This window comes from Bradyrhizobium guangzhouense (assembly GCF_004114955.1).
GTDB classification, from domain to species: Bacteria; Pseudomonadota; Alphaproteobacteria; order Rhizobiales; family Xanthobacteraceae; genus Bradyrhizobium; species Bradyrhizobium guangzhouense.
The window spans coordinates 6,293,174-6,309,813 of the sequence record NZ_CP030053.1; the positions used below are offsets into that span (position 1 = coordinate 6,293,174).

Genomic DNA, 16,640 nt, shown 5'->3' on the forward strand with positions numbered 1-16,640 from the left:
TGGTCGTCGCATCCTGTACCCCAATTGGGACGGACGGTTGACCTTCAGGCTCGAGCGGTATTGGTAGGACGGATGAACATCGCCACGACACGAGGGACGACCAGCCGCGCGATGTCCCTCCCGAACATCCTGACCTATGGCCGGATCGCCGCGATCCCGGTCGTGGTCGGATGCATCTACGCGCAGTCGATCATGGACTATCCGTTGTGGCTGCGCTGGGTCGCGGTCGCGATCTTCATCGGCGCCGCGGTCACCGATTATCTCGACGGCTATTACGCCCGCATCTGGAATCAGCAATCGGCGTTCGGCCGGATGCTCGACCCGATCGCCGACAAGCTGCTGGTCGCCTCGTGCCTGCTGATGTTGGCCGCCGACGGCATCATCCATGGCTGGTCGCTGTGGGCCGCCATCGTGATCCTGTGCCGCGAAATCCTGGTCTCGGGCCTGCGCGAATATCTGGCGGCGTTGCGCGTCAGCGTCCCCGTGACCAAGCTCGCCAAGTGGAAGACCACCGTTCAGCTCGTCGCCATCGGCTTCCTGCTCGCCGGTCCCGCCGGCGACGAGGTCGTCCCCGTGGTCTCGCTGATCGGCCTCGTCCTGCTGTGGGCCTCGGCGATCCTGACGATGTACACCGGCTACGACTATTTCCGCGCCGGCATCCACCACCTCATCAAGGAGGATGAGGGATGAAGGTGAAGTATTTCGCCTGGGTGCGCGAGCGCGTCGGCAAGGCCGAGGAATTCATCGAGCCGCCCGCGACCGTGCGCACCGTCGAGGAGCTGATTGCCTGGCTGTCCGGCCGGGGCGAGGCCTACGCCTATGCCTTCGAAAAGCCGAAGGTGATCCGGACCGCGATCGACCACGCCCATGTCAAGGCGGACGCCGCGATCGCGGGCGCCCGCGAGATCGCGTTCTTCCCGCCGATGACGGGCGGCTAGGCCATGACCTCCGCGACCACCACCACCTGCCCCGTCGCCATTCGCATCCAGGAAGACGATTTCGACATCGCGCGCGAGATTGCGGTCCTGACCAAAAGCCGCACCGACATCGGTGCGGTCGTCAGCTTCTCCGGCATCTGCCGCGCAGACGAGGACAGTTCGAAGATCGCAGCGCTGACGCTCGAACATTACCCCGGCATGGCGGAAGAAGAGATCAAGCGCCACGTCGACGAGGCCATGTCGCGCTGGCCGCTCAACGGTGTCACGGTCATCCATCGCGTCGGGCGGTTCGAGCCCGGCCAGAACATCGTGCTGGTTGTTACCGCCTCGCAGCATCGCCGCGCGGCGTTCGAGGCGGCCGAATTCCTGATGGATTATCTCAAGACCAGCGCCCCATTCTGGAAGAAGGAAGAGAGCGCCACCGGCACCGGCTGGGTCGAGGCCCATGCCCGTGACGACGAGGCCGCTGCACGCTGGACCAAATCCTGATGGCAAAAGCATCCAAGGCGCCTGCGCGTAGCCGCGCCGCGCCAAAACTCGCGAAGGTCGGCCGTGGCGAGCTGCTGACGCTGCTCGACTACGTCCGCTATGCGGTCAGCCGCTTCAACGACGCGAAACTCGCCTTCGCCCATGGCACGACCGATCCGGTCGCCGAGGCCGCCTTCCTGGTCTGCGAGGCCCTGCATCTGCATCCCGACCAGTTCGAGAGCTTTGCCCAAGCCCGCATCACCGCGGCGGAAGGCGAGAGTCTGCTCGATCTCATCCACCGGCGCGTCACCACGCGCAAACCGGCTGCCTACCTCGTCAACAAGATCTACATGCGCGGCCTGCCGTTCTATGTCGACGAGCGCGTCATCGTTCCGCGCTCCTTCATCGGCGAGCTCCTGGATTCGCATTTCGGCGGCGACGGCGAGGTGGGCTCGCTGATCGACGATCCCGCCGCCGTCGAGCGCGTGCTCGACCTCTGCACCGGATCGGGGTGTCTTGCGATCCTCGCTGCGTATCACTTCCCGAACGCAGTGGTCGATGCGGTCGACATCTCGAAGGGCGCGCTTGAAGTTGCCGCCCGCAATGTCGGCGACCATGGCCTCGATGAGCGGATCACGCTCCATCGCGGCGATCTGTTCGCGCCGCTTGGCGAGGCCAGATACGATCTGATCATCACCAACCCGCCATATGTCGACGCGGAAGGCATGGCGGCGTTGCCGCCGGAATGCCGGGCCGAGCCGAAGCTCGCCTTCGACGGCGGCGTCGACGGTCTCGACGTCGTCAGGCGCATCCTGCGCGATGCGCCCGATCATTTGACGCCGGATGGCGGCTTGATCTGCGAGATCGGCCGGGGCCGCGAGCTGGTCGACGAGGCCTTTCCGGAACTCCCCCTGCTCTGGCTCGATACCGAGGATTCCGAGGGCGAGGTGTTCTGGATCGCGGCCGCCGATCTCGGCTGATCGCGCGCACGCCGCGGAACAAGTCAAATTCCGCAACGTTCATCTCCCGACGAAATTCTCGCTCTCGGAGGATGTCCGCATGCTCGCGCCATCGGGCGAATTGCTGCGCGCCGGCATGGCGCTGAAACTCAACCATCTCAAGCGCGCCGCGCGTTCTTACTTGCGTGATCGCGCCAGCCAGACCACTGGGCGGGCCAAGTCCTATGCGGTTGCGGCGGGATTATTCGCGGTGGCCGGGCTGTTCGTGATCGCGGCCTTCTTTGTCGGCCTGATCGCGCTGTATCGCTGGGTCGCCATCACCTACGGGCAATTCTGGGGTTTTGGCGCCGTGGCAGCGGTGTTGCTGGTGTTGGCGGCAATCTGCGCCGGGGTGGCGATGGCGCAAATGAACCGCCGGACCAGGCCGATCGTGCCACTCGCCAGCCGGATACGCGTGGCGATTGCGACGCCACGGATTCCGCGCGGAACAGTCAAGCAAGCGGTGAAGGAAGTGGCGACGACGATTCCGCTCGTGCCGCTCGCGCCGGGCGAACACGGCCATGGCGGCGATACATCGTCAAATCGCAGCAGCCGGCCCGTGCAGCTTGGCCTGATGCTTGCGGCCCTCACCCTGGTGGGCGTCACCGCGGCGCGTCGGCGGCGCCCCGCCCGCAGACAGGATGCATGATGCCGGCGCGGCAGTCCGAGCAGCTCGACAGCTGGCTGCTGGTCGCCGCCACGGCCGTGTTTGTGCTAACGGCCGAGCGCTATTTTCAGGACACCGGGCTGATCCGACCCGGACCGCCGCAAGACCTTCGCAACAAGGAAGCAAATTCACCGGAAACGCACCCGGCAAGCGCGGCCATGCAGCCCGGCCATGGCCGCGGCTCGACCAGCCCATTCAAAATTCCCTGGGCCGGCTGGAAGGATATTTTCTGGCGCACCTATCAGCGCATCGACGACGATCGCCTGCTCGCGACGGCCGGCGGCGTGGTGTTCTTCGGACTCCTCGCGATCTTTCCCGCCGTCACCGCGCTGGTCTCGTCCTACGGACTGTTCGCCGATCCCTCGACCATCAGCGGCAATCTCCAGACGCTCGCTACGATGCTGCCGGAGGGTTCGTTCCAGATCGTCGCGGATCAGGTCGCGCGCGTGGTTTCCAAGGGAAACACCGCGCTGGGCGCCACCTTCCTGTTCGGCCTCGTGCTGGCGATCTGGAGCGCCAATGCCGGGGTCAAATCCATCTTCGACGCCCTCAACGTCGCCTATGAGGAGCGCGAGAAGCGCGGCTTCGTCAAGCTGAACCTGATCTCTCTGTCGTTCACGGTCGGCGGCATCCTCGCGCTCTTGCTGATGGTGGCCGCCGTCGTCGCCTTCCCGCTCGCCCTCGATCACCTCGGCCTTGCTCCGGAGAGCAAGCTGATCGTGGCGCTGGCGCGCTGGCCGCTGCTGCTCGTCATCCTCCTGGCAGCGCTCGCCGTCCTCTACCGCTTCGCGCCGAGCCGCGATGCGCCGCGCTGGCAATGGCTGAGCATCGGCGCGGTGACCGCGGCCCTGCTCTGGATCGCAGGCTCCGCGCTGCTGTCCTGGTATCTGTCGGCCTTCGCCAATTACAGCGCAACCTACGGCTCGCTCGGGGCTGCGATAGGATTGATGACGTGGATGTGGATGTCGGCGATAGCCATCATGTTCGGTGCCGAGCTGAACTCGGAGATCGAACGGCAAACCCTGCGGGATACGACGACCGGACGGCCCAATCCGCTCGGCAGCCGCGAGGCTGTCTCGGCCGACACGGTCGGCGCCGCCGCACCGTCCTGACTGACGCCAGACGCGCCTGCGCCCCGCTATCCCCTCGAATCAACAATGATGTTAGGGTCGTGCGTGCTTGGGGAGCACGAGGCGCGACGGGTACGAATGGCGACCCGTGTTTTCCCGGGTGAGGCAGTCAGCTCTTGAGGCGTAACGCGCGGCATGATTCGCATTTCGACGATCTTCATCGCCATCTGCATGGTTCTGGTCGCGGCATCGCTCGGGCTCGTGCTCTATTCGGTCGCCGGCATCAACGGAACCGAATCCGCGATCGTGGCGCTGACCGCGCTGACCTTCCTGATCCTCTACAACGCGGTCTCGATGCGGCTGCGCGACCGCAGCGATGTCGGCGGCCAGATCGCCGACCTGTCGCGCGGCACCGCCGACCTCGCCCGCCAGGTGGCAGAGTTCGGCCGCCGGTTAGCTGCGATCGAAGGCCGTATCGCCTCGTCCAACTCGACCAATTCCGATCGGGTCCAGTCGGTGGTCGGCGAGATCAACGAGCTCGGCGGGCTGGTCAGGCAGCTTGCCGCCACAGTGTCGACCCATGAGGACCTGCTGGCCGGTCACGCACCGGCACCGGCCCCCGCTCCGGTCGCAAGCCCGGCGGTGGACGTGCCGATCGACCTGATCGCGCCGTTCGATGAGCGGCCGGCCGCTCCTCCCCCGCTTCCCGCAGCGCCGCCGCGGCCGACGCCGCCGGTGGTCCCGCCCCCGACCGGCAGCGCCGTTCATGCCGTCAACGGCCGCAACCAGACCCAGATGCTGGCGACGTTACGTAGCGCCATCGACGAGAACCGCATCGACATCTTCCTTCAGCCGATGGTGACGCTGCCGCAGCGCAAGGTCCGGTTCTACGAGGCCGTGACTCGGGTGCGCGACGAGCGCGATCAGCTGATCGCCGCCGAGGAGTTCATCAGCCTCGCCGAGGCCTCCGGGTTGATCGGGCGGATCGACAATATGGTGTTGCTGCGCTGCGTCCAGGTGCTGCGCCGGCTGATGGTGCGCAACAAGGACGTCGGCGTGTTCTGCAACGTCGCGGCTTCGACGCTCGGCAATTCCACCACCTTCGCGCAATGCCTCGACTTCCTCGAGGCCAACCGCGCGCTGGCGGCGTCGCTGGTGCTTGAGTTCAAGCAGTCGACCTTCCGCGCGCTCGGTCCGGCCGAGACCGAAAATCTGGCGGCGCTGGCGCAGCGCGGCTTCCGCTTCTCGATCGATCATGTCACGGACCTCAGGATCGAGCCGCGCGAGCTCGCCGACCGCGGTGTACGCTTCATCAAGGTTCCGGCGTCGCTCCTGCTCGACCCGAAGCAGGCCTCGACCTCGGACATTCACCCCTCCGACCTGTCCGACCTGCTCGGCCGCTTCGGCATCGATTTGATCGCGGAGCGGATCGAAGGCGAGCGCGCAGTGGTCGACCTGCTCGACTATGACGTGCGGTTCGGCCAGGGCTTTCTGTTCGCGCCGCCGCGGCCATTGCGGCCCGAAGGGGCATCTGCTACCGGCGGGGCCTCGCCGAACCCGGCGCAAGAGATTCAGGGATCCAATGGCCCCGGTACATCGAGCCCAGGCACAACGTCAGGCACGACAGCGGGCGCAACATCAGCTGCGCCGCCTGCCTCCCCGTCACAGCGCATCACCGGCAACGCGGCGCTCGCGCGCCGCATCTGATCGGCCACTCACGTCATGACCACGCTGCATTTTGCCCAAAGCCTGCGCGAACTCGTGGGTGGAGTCGATGTCGTGCTCAGCGACATCTGGGGCGTGGTCCATAACGGCCTGGAATCCTTCCCCGAGGCCTGCGAGGCGCTGCACACCTATCGCAGCCACGGCGGTACGGTGATCCTGATCACCAACGCACCGCGCCCGGCCGACTCCGTGCAGCGGCAATTGCGCAAGCTCGGCGTCGCCGACGAGACCTACGACGCCATCGTTTCCTCCGGCGATCTGACGCGGCTCTATGTCGCCGAGCATCCCGGCCGCAAGATGTTCTGGCTCGGCCCCGAGCGCGACAATTCGATCTATCGCGGCCTCGATGCGACGACTGCGCCGCTGGAAGAGGCCGACTACATCGTCTGCACCGGACTCTACGACGACGAGACCGAAACCGCGGAAGACTATCGCGGCATGATGTTGAAGGCACGCGAGCGCAAGCTGACGCTGGTCTGCGCCAACCCCGATATCGTGGTCGAGCGCGGCGACCGGCTGATCTATTGCGCCGGCGCGATCGCCGAACTGTATCGTGAGCTCGGCGGCGAGGTGATCTTCTACGGCAAGCCGCACCGGCCGATCTATGAGCGCGCGATGGCGCTTGCCGGCGAACGCCAGGGCCACCCGATCGACCGGAAGAAAGTGCTGGCGATCGGCGATTCCGTCCGCACGGATCTCACCGGCGCGCGCGAATTCGGCATCGATTGCCTGTTCGTCACCCGCGGCATCCACGCCGAGGAGTTCGAGGGCCTCGACCAGCTCGATCCAAAGTCGGTGCTGGAATTGTTCGGGCACCCGCCGAAGGCGCTGATGCGCGAATTGAAGTGGTGAGCTCAGAAATGCAGAAAAGCCCGGGACGTTCGTCCCGGGCTTTCCCAATTCAGCTGATGGCTTTGACGCGCGCTTATGCGCTCGCCATATCCGGGAAGACTGCCTCGATCTTGGTCTTCAGCGTCGCCGCGTTGAACGGCTTGACGATGTAGTTGTTCACGCCGGCCTTCTTGGCCGCGATCACGTTCTCGGTCTTCGATTCCGCCGTGATCATGATGAAGGGCGTGGTGGCGAGGTTCGGATCCGCGCGCACTTCGCGAAGCAGATCGTAACCCGTCATCGGCTCCATGTTCCAGTCGGAGATCACGAGCCCGTACTTCTTGCCGCGCATCTTGTTCAGCGCCGCCGAACCGTCGCTGGCATCATCGATATTATCGAAGCCAAGCTGCTTCAGCAGATTCCGAATGATACGGATCATGGTGCTATAGTCATCCACCACCAGAACCGGCATCGACAAATCAACCGCCATCTCGACTCCCCCAACGCATACCCAGGAATATTCAAAATCGGAGCTGACAGGCGCTGCCCCTCAGTTCCCTCTTCCCAAAGCACTAGCATCAAGGCGTTAAACAGCGCGTTAACTGGGGCGGCCCGTGACGAACCGAAATGAGGGCTGTTGCGGCGGCCCCCTTCCGCTTGACTTCATCGGCCGGGTCACGCCACGGTCCCGGCCGGTCCCGCCGCCTCGAGAATTCCCCTGATGGCCCCGCAATTTACCGTTATCCGCGATACCACGCCGGATTCTGCCATCGTGAAGGGCGCGGTGGTCGCCATGGGCAATTTCGACGGGGTCCATCTCGGCCATCGGGCCGTCATTGCGGCAGCCCTGGAAATGGGCCGGGCGCATGGCCGCCCTGCGCTGGCGCTGACCTTCGAGCCGCATCCGCGCCGGTTTTTCAGCCCCAACACCCCGCAATTCCGCCTGACGGACGAGCGGGCCAAGCTACGGCTGCTGGCCGGGACCGGGCTCGCCGGCGCCGTGGTCATGACCTTCGACAAGGCGAGAGCCGGGACGACCGCGCAAGATTTCATTCACCATGAGCTGATCGGGCGCCTTGGCGTCAGCGGCATCGCGGTCGGTTACGACTTTCATTTCGGCAAGGGCCGGGTCGGCTCGCCAGGCCTGCTGGTGAACGAGGCTCCCCGGCTCGGCATCGAGGTCGACGTGCAGCCGCATGTCGATATCGACGAGCGGCCGGTCTCCTCCAGCGCCATCCGGATCGCACTCGCGGAGGGGCTCATCGACGAGGCCTCGACCATGCTGAGCGCGCCCTGGTTCATCACCGGCGAGGTCATCCATGGCGAGAAGCGCGGGCGCGACCTCGGCTATCCCACCGCCAACATCCGGCTCGATGCAAATTGCGGCCTCAAGCACGGCATCTACGCGGTGCGGGTCGGCCGCGGCCAGGGAAAGGATCAGGTGCGGCTGAACGGGGTGGCGAGCTTCGGCCGCCGGCCGACCTTTGATAATGGCGCGCCGCTGCTGGAAATCTTCCTGTTCGACTTCAAGGGCGACCTTTATGGCCAGGCGCTGGACTGCGCCTTTGTCGGCTTCATTCGTGAGGAGCTGAAATTTGGCGATATCGACGCCCTGATCCGCCAGATGAACGACGATTCCGCCCGTGCCCGCGCCATGCTGGCGGCCGCCCCGGACGCGTTTCCGCGGCTTGGGACCGTCGATTGAGGGCTCAGAGCCGGCCCAGCCGGACCTTTGCGCTTCCTCCGCCCTCCTGCTATGGAGAGCCCATGTTTGCGCGGCGCATCATAGGGATTAGCGGCCCGGCTTCCGCCTGAGCCTCAAGGCTCGGCGCAAGACCGGGATTTCGTCGTTTCACCCCGCGATTCCGCATCGCCATCCGTTCCCGCGCCATTCCGAGCCAGTCAACCTCATGTCCGAAAAGCCGCAGAAGTCCCAAAAGTCTGAAGCCAAAGACTATTCGAAAACTCTGTTCCTGCCGCAGACCGAATTTCCGATGCGCGCCGGCCTGCCGCAGCGCGAGCCGGAGATTCTCAAGCGCTGGTACGAGATCGGCCTCTACGAGAAGCTGCGCGAGGCGGCCCGAGGCCGCGACAAGTTCGTGCTGCATGACGGCCCGCCCTATGCCAACGGCAACATCCATATCGGCACGGCGCTGAACAAGATCCTCAAGGATCTCGTCACCAAGAGCCAGCAGATGCTCGGCTTCGATTCCAACTATGTGCCCGGCTGGGACTGCCACGGCCTGCCGATCGAGTGGAAGGTCGAGGAGGAGAACTATCGCAAGAAGGGCAAGCAGAAGCCCGACTTCCGCGACAGCGCAGCGATGATCGATTTCCGGAAAGAGTGCCGCGCCTACGCCACGCACTGGCTCAACGTGCAGCGCGAGGAATTCAAGCGTCTCGGCGTGATCGGCGACTGGGCGCATCCCTACGCCACGATGAATTATTCGGCCGAAGCCCAGATCGCGCGCGAACTGATGAAGTTCGCGGCCAACGGCACGCTCTATCGCGGCTCCAAGCCGGTGATGTGGAGCGTGGTCGAGAAGACCGCGCTCGCCGAGGCCGAGGTCGAGTACGAGGACTACACGTCGGACATGGTCTGGGTGAAATTCCCGGTGACCTCGCCCGCGCATGGCGCGCTGGCGTCCGCAAGTGTCGTGATCTGGACCACCACGCCCTGGACCTTGCCAGGCAACCGCGCCATCTCGTTCTCGCCGAAGATCGCCTATGGCCTCTACAAGGTGACGGATGCGCCTGCCGACAATTGGGCCAAGACCGGCGATCTCCTGATCCTCGCCGACGCGCTTGCCGAAGAGGTGTTCAAGCAGGCGCGCGTCACCGCTTTCGAGAAGGTCCGCGACATCCCCGGCGATACCATGGACGCGATCGAATGCGCCCATCCGCTCAAGGGGCTTTCCGGCGGCTATGAATTCACCGTGCCCCTGTTGTCCGGCGACCACGTCACCGACGACACCGGCACCGGCTTCGTGCACACTGCGCCCAGCCACGGCCGCGAAGACTTCGACGTCTGGATGGCGAATACGCGCGAGCTCGATGCCCGCGGCATCAACAGCGCGATCCCGTACACCGTCGACGAGAACGGTGCCTATACCGATCAGGCGCCGGGCTTCACGGGCAAGCGCGTCATCAACGACAAGGGCGAGAAGGGCGACGCCAACGAGGCCGTGATCAAGGCGCTGATCGAGGGCGGCAAGCTGCTCGCGCGCGGCCGGCTCAAGCATCAATATCCGCACTCCTGGCGCTCGAAGAAGCCGGTGATCTTCCGCAACACGCCGCAATGGTTCATCGCGATGGACAAGGACATTGCGAGCGACGGCAAGACCAAATCGGGCGACACCTTGCGCGCCCGCGCGCTGCACGCGATCTCGGTGACGCAATGGGTGCCGCCGTCGGGCGAGAACCGCATCAACGGCATGATCGAGGCACGCCCCGACTGGGTGATCTCGCGTCAGCGCGCCTGGGGCGTGCCGATCGCCGTGTTCGTGCGCGAGAAGGGCGACGGCTCCGCCGAGATCCTTCAGGACGAGGCCGTCAACACCCGCATCGGCGATGCCTTCGAAAAGGAAGGCGCGGACGCCTGGTACGCGACGGGCGCGCGCGAGCGCTTCCTCGGGTCGCGCGCAAGCGAAGGCTGGCAGAAGGTCGACGACATTCTCGACGTCTGGTTCGATTCCGGCTCGACGCACGCCTTCGTGCTGGAAGACCCCGTGCAATTCCCGGGGCTATCAGGCATCAAGCGCAAGGTCGACGGCGGCACCGATACCGTGATGTATCTCGAAGGCTCGGACCAGCATCGCGGCTGGTTCCACTCCTCGCTGCTGGAGAGCTGCGGCACGCGCGGCCGCGCGCCCTACGACATCGTGCTGACGCACGGCTTCACCCAGGCCGAGGACGGCCGCAAGATGTCGAAGTCGCTCGGCAACACCATCGAGCCGCAGGCCGTCATCAAGGAATCCGGCGCCGACATCCTGCGGCTCTGGGTCGCGTCCTGCGACTATACCGACGATCAGCGCATCGGGCCCGAGATCCTGAAGAACACGGTCGAGACCTACCGCAAGCTGCGCAACACCGTGCGCTGGATGCTCGGCACCTTGCATCACTACAGGCACGCCGACGCCGTCGCGCCCGCCGAGATGCCCGAGCTCGAGCGGCTGATGCTGCACGAGCTCGCGCTCCGCGCGGAACTGGTCCGCAAGGCCTATGAGACGTTCGACTACAAGAGCGTGGTCGCGACCTTGTCCGCCTTCATGAACAGCGAGCTCTCGGCGTTCTATTTCGATATCCGCAAGGACACGCTCTATTGCGATCCGCCGTCCTCGCTGACGCGCAAGGCTGCGCTGACCACGATCGACCTGTTGTGCAATTCGATCCTGAAATGGCTGGCGCCGATCCTGAGCTTCACCGCGGAGGAGGGCTGGCGCATGTACAGGCCGGATGCCGAACCGTCGGTGCATCTGACGCTGTTCCCGGAAGGCCTCGAAAAGCTGCGCGACGACAAGCTCGCCGCGAGATGGGAGACGATCCGCAACGTCCGCCGTGTCGTCACCGGCGCGCTCGAGCTCGAACGCGCCGCCAAGAACATCGGCTCCTCACTCGAGGCCTCGCCGGTAATCTATGTCGCCGACCGCGACATGTTGGCGACGCTGTTCGACACCGATCTCGCCGAGATCTGCATCACCTCCAATTACGAGGTGCACGAGGGCGAGGCGCCGGCCTCTGCATTCCGTCTCGATGCAGTGCCTGGCGTCGCGGTGGTGGTCGAGAAGGCCGTCGGCACCAAATGCGCCCGCTCCTGGAAGATCTCGCCTACTGTCGGCGAGGATGCCGAATATCCCGACGTCACCCCGCGCGACGCCAAGGCGCTGCGCGAGTGGAAGGCGTTGGGGGTTAGCATCTAAATCTCAATCGTCGTCCCGGCGAAGGCCGGGACCCATAACCACCGCTGCTGATCGTCGCAAAGGCCGATGACTCCGAGTCTTTCAACCAACGACCGCCTCGGAGTATGGGTCCCGGCCTTCGCCGGGACGACAACTGTGCTTTTGGCAGGCACATGACCCCGCTCAGAGCCGGCATCATCGCCGCCATCGTGACACTCGTGGCCGACCAGGCCTCGAAGCTCTGGCTGCTGAACGGCTTCGACCTTGCCCGCCGGGGCGTGGTCAAGGTGACGCCGTTCTTCGATCTGGTGCTGGCCTGGAATATCGGGATCAGCTTTGGCTGGCTGCAGAACGACAGCCAGTCGGCGCAAATCGCGCTGATGGCGGTGAAGGCCGTCGCGGTGATTGCGCTTGCGATCTGGATGGCGCGGTCGCAGACCCGGCTCGCCACGGTCGCACTGGGCCTGATCATCGGCGGCGCCATCGGCAATGGCATCGATCGCTTCGCCTATGGCGCGGTGGTCGATTTCGCCCTGTTCCACGTCGAAATCGGCGGAAATACCTACAATTGGTACGTCTTCAACCTCGCGGACGTGGCCATCGTTGCTGGGGTGGCGGCCCTATTGTATGATTCCTTCCTTGGGGTACCCGCCGTAAAAGCGCCCTGATCCCGGCCGATACGGGCCGGAGGCGGAACCTTGCTTGGCGAGGCGTGGTCGCGCGAGACGCGGCAAGATGCCACTGCCACAAAATGGAACAGGTACAGGTATGCGCAGCTTCGGAACCAGCAGTTCGATGGGTCGAGACTCTCGGCGGGGACTTTGGCTGGCGCTGAAATTGTCGGCCGTCGCACTCGGTATCGGCCTTGTGATGTCGGCAGGCCCGGTCCGCGCCGGCGACGATGATGACGACGACGACATGACCTTCGAAGAGAAGCTCATCGACAATCTGATGTCCGGCCTCGGCGCCAAGGGCATGGAGAAGAAGGGCATCGAGTACCGCGAGCGGTCACCGCTGGTGGTGCCGCCGAGCCTTGACTTGCCGCCGCCCAGCTCTGAGGCGAAGAACGCACCGAACTGGCCGAAGGATCCCGACGAGAAGCGTCGTCAGGAGGCCATCGCCCTGCGGAAGAAGGCGGGCAACCGGTCACCTCAGCAGCAGTACTTGAAGGACATCCAGCCGCTGTCGCCCGCTGAGTTGAACGCCCACAAGACGGGCCCGCAGCAGGCCACCAATCAACCGCCCCCGCCGGGCAGCAACATCAACAACCCGACGATGAGCCCGGCCGAGCTGGGCTATACCGGCGGTCTGTTGGGCATGTTCAAGGGCAGCAAGCCCGAGTCAAAGCCATTCACGAGCGAGCCGCCGCGCGAATCGCTGGTCGAACCGCCGCCGGGATATCAGACGCCTTCGCCGAACTACGTCTATGGCTCCGGAGAGGACACGACGCGGAAGACCTATTTCGACGTCCAGTCGGGCAAGGAAAAGGTGCAATAGGCTCCTTGTCGGGCGCGCACACGCCGCAATTGTCCGGTGTAGGCCGGATGCGGCAGATGACCTATTTTTAAGTACAATTCGACCGCGTTCTCTGCTTCGTGACCCGAAGCTCAAAATCGCGCGGTGTAGCATGCCGTGCTTTCACGCCCGGATATCAGTGTCCGGGCTTTCACAAGGATCGTGATGTCCTCACACCGATCGATTGCCTGCCTCTTCGCCGCGCTGCTCTCGACATCTGCCCTCGACGTCGGCAGCGCATTCGCCCAGACCACGGTCACCTCCGCACCGCCCGCCAGCTTCACGCTTCCCAACGGCCTCCAGGTCGTGGTGATCCCGGATCACCGCACGCCCGTGGTCACGGAAATGATCTGGTACAAGGTCGGCTCGGCCGACGAGACGCCGGGCAAATCCGGTCTCGCCCACTTCCTCGAACATCTGATGTTCAAGGGCACCGAGAAACATCCGGTCGGCGAATTCTCCCAGACCGTGCTCCGCGTCGGCGGCAACGAGAACGCTTCGACCTCGGTCGACTACACCAACTATTACCAGCGCGTGCCGAAAGAGCAGCTGCCGACCATGATGGCGTTCGAGGCCGATCGCATGACCGGCCTGGTCCTCAAGGACGAGAACGTGCTGCCCGAGCGTGACGTCGTGCTCGAGGAGTACAATATGCGCGTTGCCAACAGCCCCGACGCGCGCCTCAACGAACAGATCATGGCCGCGCTCTATCTCAATCATCCCTACGGCCGGCCGGTGATCGGCTGGCACCAGGAGATCGAGAAGCTCAACCGCGAGGATGCGCTTGCCTTCTATCGCCGGTTCTACGCGCCGAACAATGCGATCCTGGTGATCGCCGGCGATGTCGAGGCCGCCGATGTGCGTCCGCTGGTCGAGCGCAATTTCGGCCCGATCCCGGCCCAGCCGGCGATCCCGGCGCGGCGCATCCGCCCGCAGGAGCCGGAGCCGGCGGCGCCGCGCACCGTCACACTGTCCGACCCGCGCGTCGAGCAGCCGAGCCTGCGCCGCTATTATCTGGTGCCCTCGGCGACGACGGCCGCGGCCGGCGAGAGCGCCGCTCTCGACGTGCTCGCGCAGTTGATCGGCAGCGGCAGCAACTCCTATCTCTACCGCGCACTGGTCGTCGACAAGCCGCTCGCAGTCTCCGCCAGCGCCAGCTATTCCAGCATCTCGCTCGATCCGACCCAGTTCGCGATCTCGGCCTCGCCGAAATCAGGCGTCAGCTTCGCCGAGGTCGAGCAGGCCATCGACGGCGTGATCGCCGATGTCGCGCAGAACCCGATCCGTGCCGAGGATCTCGAGCGGGTCAAGACCCAGCTCATTGCGGAAGCGATCTACGCCCAGGACAATCAGGCGGTGCTGGCACGCTGGTATGGCGGCGCACTGACCACGGGCCTGTCGATCGAGGATATCAGGAGCTGGCCCGACCGCATCCGCGCCGTCACCGCCGAGCAGGTCCGTGCAGCCGCGCAAAAATGGTTCGAAAAGAACCGCTCGGTGACCGGCTATCTGATCAAGGATACCAGCACCGCTGCCAAGCGCGAGGAGAAGCGTTCGTGACCTATCCTTTCCTTCGCGCACGCCACGTCGCGTTCGCCTTCGTTACCGGCGCGGCGCTCGCGCTCGCCTCCGCCTCGCCGTCGCAGGCCGCAGCAAAGATCCAGCACCTGGTGTCGCCGGGCGGCATCGAGGCATGGTTCGTCCAGGATGCGACCGTGCCGCTGATCGCCATGGAATATTCCTTTGCCGGCGGCTCGGCGCAGGATCCCAAGGACAAGCCCGGCGTTGCCAATCTCGTCGGCGACCTGCTCGACGAGGGCTCCGGCGATCTCGATTCCAAGACGTTCCACGAGCGGCTCGACCGCCGCGCCATCGAGCTCTCCTTCAGCGCCACCCGCGACACCTTCCGCGGCAGCCTTCGCATGCTGAGGGACAACAAGGACGAGGCCTTCGATCTGCTGCGGTCCGCGCTGACCTCGCCGCATTTCGACACGGTCGATGTCGAGCGCATCCGTTCGCAGGTCATCTCGGGCCTGCGCCGCGACACCACAAACCCGACCTCGCTCGCGAGCCGCAAATTCCTGGAGATGACCTTCGGCGATCATCCCTATGGACGGCAGACCAGCGGCACGCTGGAGAGCGTGCCGACGATCACGGTCGCGGACATGAAGGATTATGTCGGCCGCATCCTCGCCAAGGACACGCTGAAGATCGCTGTGGTGGGCGACGTCGATCCGGCGACCTTGGGCAAGCTGCTCGACCACACGTTTGGCAGCTTGCCCGCCAAAGCCACTCTGACACCGGTCCCCGACGTCGAGGCTGCAAAGCCGCCGCAGCGCGCCTTCGTGCCGCTCGACGTGCCGCAGACCGTGATCACCTTCGGCGGTCCCGGCGTGATGCGTAACGATCCGAATTTCATGGCGGCCTATGTCGTCAACCATATCCTGGGTGGCGGCGGCCTGTCCTCGCGGCTTTATCGCGAAGTCCGCGAGAAGCGCGGGCTGGCCTATTCGGTATTCGAATCGCTGCTCTGGATGGAACATTCGGGAATCTTCATCGGCAACACCGGCACCCGCGCCGACCGTGCCGGCGACACCATAGATGCCATCGAGAAAGAGGTCCGCCGCATGGCCGACGAGGGTCCGACCCAGAAGGAGCTCGACGAGGCCAAGTCCTATCTGAAGGGTTCGCAGATGCTGGTGCTCGACACCTCCTCCAAGCTCGCGCAGGCTTTGCTGCAGTATCAGCAGGACAAGTTGCCGATCGATTATATCGAAAAGCGCAACGCCATCGTCGATGCTGTGACCCTGGACGATGCCAAGGCCGCGGCCAAGCGACTGTGGAGCCAGGGGCTCCTGACGGTGATCGTTGGCCGCGCACCGCAGGCTGCCGCGCAACCGGCGGCCGCACCGGTGACGAAGTCGAACTGACGTCTCCTGACGTTGCCTGAAATGGCCGGGCTCGCCCGGCCATTTGCGTTTCCGCCGTCCCGCCATTGCCGAACATGGACATTCCGAGATATGTCCTGATGTCACGAATGGTGCCATCATGCTGCGGATATCACGCGATCTCGTCATCGACGAGGACGACATCGAGATCGGCTTTGTCCGCGCCTCCGGCCCGGGCGGGCAGAACGTCAACAAATTGTCGACCGCGGCCCAGTTGCGTTTCAACACGCGCAAGCTGACCATCCCGGAGGATGCGGCGATCCGGCTCGCGCGCATCGCGGGGCAGCGCATGACCAAGGACGGCGTGATCGTAATCCATGCCCAGCGCTTCCGCACCCAGGAACGCAACCGGCAGGACGCTATCGATCGACTCGTCGAGATGCTGACCGAAACGATGATCCGGCCGACGCCACGCCGTGCAACCAAGCCGACGTTTGGCTCCAAGCAGCGCCGGCTCGACGGCAAGAAGCGCCGCAGCGACGTGAAGGCCGGCCGCGGCGGCCGCTTCGACGACTAGGGAAGCCTGTTCCTCCGCGGCAACGGGCATGTGGGCATCCGGGACTTGCCCCATGCAATTGCGGG

Annotated in this window: 16 protein-coding genes; 15 read left to right on the forward strand and 1 reads right to left on the reverse strand. The window is 64.9% G+C overall.

Translation table 11 applies throughout. The features are described from left to right. Positions 1-72 precede the first annotated feature (72 nt). The 8 genes from pgsA (at position 73) to XH91_RS30035 (ending at position 6,718) form a co-directional block, all read left to right on the forward strand. Complete coding sequence (pgsA, locus tag XH91_RS30000) at positions 73-690, forward strand: CDP-diacylglycerol--glycerol-3-phosphate 3-phosphatidyltransferase (RefSeq protein ID WP_128953944.1); 618 nt, start codon at positions 73-75, stop codon at positions 688-690. Then, positions 687-938 carry a molybdopterin converting factor subunit 1 gene (gene moaD / locus XH91_RS30005; protein WP_128953945.1) on the forward strand — a complete coding sequence of 84 codons (252 nt, stop codon included), beginning with the start codon at positions 687-689 and terminating at the stop codon, positions 936-938. Before pgsA ends, moaD begins: the two co-directional genes overlap by 4 nt. 3 nt (positions 939-941) lie before the next feature. Then, positions 942-1,427 carry a molybdenum cofactor biosynthesis protein MoaE gene (locus XH91_RS30010; RefSeq protein WP_128953946.1) on the forward strand — a complete coding sequence of 162 codons (486 nt, stop codon included), beginning with the start codon at positions 942-944 and terminating at the stop codon, positions 1,425-1,427. Continuing rightward, positions 1,427-2,386: a 50S ribosomal protein L3 N(5)-glutamine methyltransferase gene (gene prmB / locus XH91_RS30015; RefSeq protein ID WP_128953947.1), complete on the forward strand. Its 960-nt coding sequence runs from the start codon at positions 1,427-1,429 to the stop codon at positions 2,384-2,386. Before XH91_RS30010 ends, prmB begins: the two co-directional genes overlap by 1 nt. A gap of 79 nt (positions 2,387-2,465) precedes the next feature. Further along, the gene (locus XH91_RS30020) at positions 2,466-3,053 is read left to right on the forward strand and encodes a phage holin family protein (protein ID WP_128953948.1); all 588 of its coding nucleotides are present in this window, start codon (positions 2,466-2,468) and stop codon (positions 3,051-3,053) included. Next, positions 3,053-4,183, forward strand: coding sequence for a YihY/virulence factor BrkB family protein (locus XH91_RS30025; RefSeq protein WP_128953949.1), 1,131 nt, complete (start codon positions 3,053-3,055; stop codon positions 4,181-4,183). Before XH91_RS30020 ends, XH91_RS30025 begins: the two co-directional genes overlap by 1 nt. Before the next feature lie 153 nt (positions 4,184-4,336). Beyond that, positions 4,337-5,848, forward strand: a complete 1,512-nt coding sequence (locus XH91_RS30030) for an EAL domain-containing protein (protein ID WP_128953950.1) — start codon at positions 4,337-4,339, stop codon at positions 5,846-5,848. A gap of 15 nt (positions 5,849-5,863) precedes the next feature. Then, the gene (locus XH91_RS30035) at positions 5,864-6,718 is read left to right on the forward strand and encodes a TIGR01459 family HAD-type hydrolase (RefSeq protein WP_128953951.1); all 855 of its coding nucleotides are present in this window, start codon (positions 5,864-5,866) and stop codon (positions 6,716-6,718) included. Between the two features lie 73 nt (positions 6,719-6,791). Here the strand turns inward: XH91_RS30035 and XH91_RS30040 are convergent, their stop codons facing one another. Next, complete coding sequence (locus tag XH91_RS30040; RefSeq protein WP_027551917.1) at positions 6,792-7,187, reverse strand: response regulator; 396 nt, start codon at positions 7,185-7,187, stop codon at positions 6,792-6,794. Between the two features lie 231 nt (positions 7,188-7,418). Between XH91_RS30040 and XH91_RS30045 the strand changes: the two genes are divergently transcribed. From XH91_RS30045 to arfB, 7 genes are all read left to right on the forward strand, one after another. After that, positions 7,419-8,402, forward strand: coding sequence for a bifunctional riboflavin kinase/FAD synthetase (locus XH91_RS30045; protein ID WP_128953952.1), 984 nt, complete (start codon positions 7,419-7,421; stop codon positions 8,400-8,402). A 205-nt stretch (positions 8,403-8,607) separates the two neighbouring features. Beyond that, on the forward strand, positions 8,608-11,616 hold the full coding sequence (gene ileS / locus XH91_RS30050; protein WP_128953953.1) for an isoleucine--tRNA ligase: 3,009 nt from the start codon (positions 8,608-8,610) through the stop codon (positions 11,614-11,616). A 152-nt stretch (positions 11,617-11,768) separates the two neighbouring features. Further along, positions 11,769-12,263: a signal peptidase II gene (gene lspA, locus XH91_RS30055; RefSeq protein WP_164933657.1), complete on the forward strand. Its 495-nt coding sequence runs from the start codon at positions 11,769-11,771 to the stop codon at positions 12,261-12,263. A gap of 100 nt (positions 12,264-12,363) precedes the next feature. After that, positions 12,364-13,092, forward strand: coding sequence for a hypothetical protein (locus XH91_RS30060; RefSeq protein WP_128953955.1), 729 nt, complete (start codon positions 12,364-12,366; stop codon positions 13,090-13,092). 183 nt (positions 13,093-13,275) lie between these two features. Beyond that, the gene (locus XH91_RS30065; protein ID WP_128953956.1) at positions 13,276-14,670 is read left to right on the forward strand and encodes a M16 family metallopeptidase; all 1,395 of its coding nucleotides are present in this window, start codon (positions 13,276-13,278) and stop codon (positions 14,668-14,670) included. Further along, positions 14,667-16,040 (forward strand): M16 family metallopeptidase, encoded by a 1,374-nt coding sequence (locus XH91_RS30070; protein ID WP_164933658.1) that lies wholly within the window; start codon positions 14,667-14,669, stop codon positions 16,038-16,040. Before XH91_RS30065 ends, XH91_RS30070 begins: the two co-directional genes overlap by 4 nt. A 118-nt stretch (positions 16,041-16,158) precedes the next feature. Next, positions 16,159-16,575: an alternative ribosome rescue aminoacyl-tRNA hydrolase ArfB gene (gene arfB / locus XH91_RS30075; RefSeq protein WP_128953958.1), complete on the forward strand. Its 417-nt coding sequence runs from the start codon at positions 16,159-16,161 to the stop codon at positions 16,573-16,575. Positions 16,576-16,640: the final 65 nt, after the last annotated feature.

Coding starts and splice junctions, on each gene's coding strand:
- pgsA (WP_128953944.1), top strand. CDS start 73: ATGAACATCGCCACGACACGAGGGACGACCAGCCGCGCGATGTCCCTC.
- moaD (WP_128953945.1), top strand. CDS start 687: ATGAAGGTGAAGTATTTCGCCTGGGTGCGCGAGCGCGTCGGCAAGGCC.
- XH91_RS30010 (WP_128953946.1), top strand. CDS start 942: ATGACCTCCGCGACCACCACCACCTGCCCCGTCGCCATTCGCATCCAG.
- prmB (WP_128953947.1), top strand. CDS start 1,427: ATGGCAAAAGCATCCAAGGCGCCTGCGCGTAGCCGCGCCGCGCCAAAA.
- XH91_RS30020 (WP_128953948.1), top strand. CDS start 2,466: ATGCTCGCGCCATCGGGCGAATTGCTGCGCGCCGGCATGGCGCTGAAA.
- XH91_RS30025 (WP_128953949.1), top strand. CDS start 3,053: ATGCCGGCGCGGCAGTCCGAGCAGCTCGACAGCTGGCTGCTGGTCGCC.
- XH91_RS30030 (WP_128953950.1), top strand. CDS start 4,337: ATGATTCGCATTTCGACGATCTTCATCGCCATCTGCATGGTTCTGGTC.
- XH91_RS30035 (WP_128953951.1), top strand. CDS start 5,864: ATGACCACGCTGCATTTTGCCCAAAGCCTGCGCGAACTCGTGGGTGGA.
- XH91_RS30040 (WP_027551917.1), bottom strand. CDS start 7,187: ATGGCGGTTGATTTGTCGATGCCGGTTCTGGTGGTGGATGACTATAGC.
- XH91_RS30045 (WP_128953952.1), top strand. CDS start 7,419: ATGGCCCCGCAATTTACCGTTATCCGCGATACCACGCCGGATTCTGCC.
- ileS (WP_128953953.1), top strand. CDS start 8,608: ATGTCCGAAAAGCCGCAGAAGTCCCAAAAGTCTGAAGCCAAAGACTAT.
- lspA (WP_164933657.1), top strand. CDS start 11,769: ATGACCCCGCTCAGAGCCGGCATCATCGCCGCCATCGTGACACTCGTG.
- XH91_RS30060 (WP_128953955.1), top strand. CDS start 12,364: ATGCGCAGCTTCGGAACCAGCAGTTCGATGGGTCGAGACTCTCGGCGG.
- XH91_RS30065 (WP_128953956.1), top strand. CDS start 13,276: ATGTCCTCACACCGATCGATTGCCTGCCTCTTCGCCGCGCTGCTCTCG.
- arfB (WP_128953958.1), top strand. CDS start 16,159: ATGCTGCGGATATCACGCGATCTCGTCATCGACGAGGACGACATCGAG.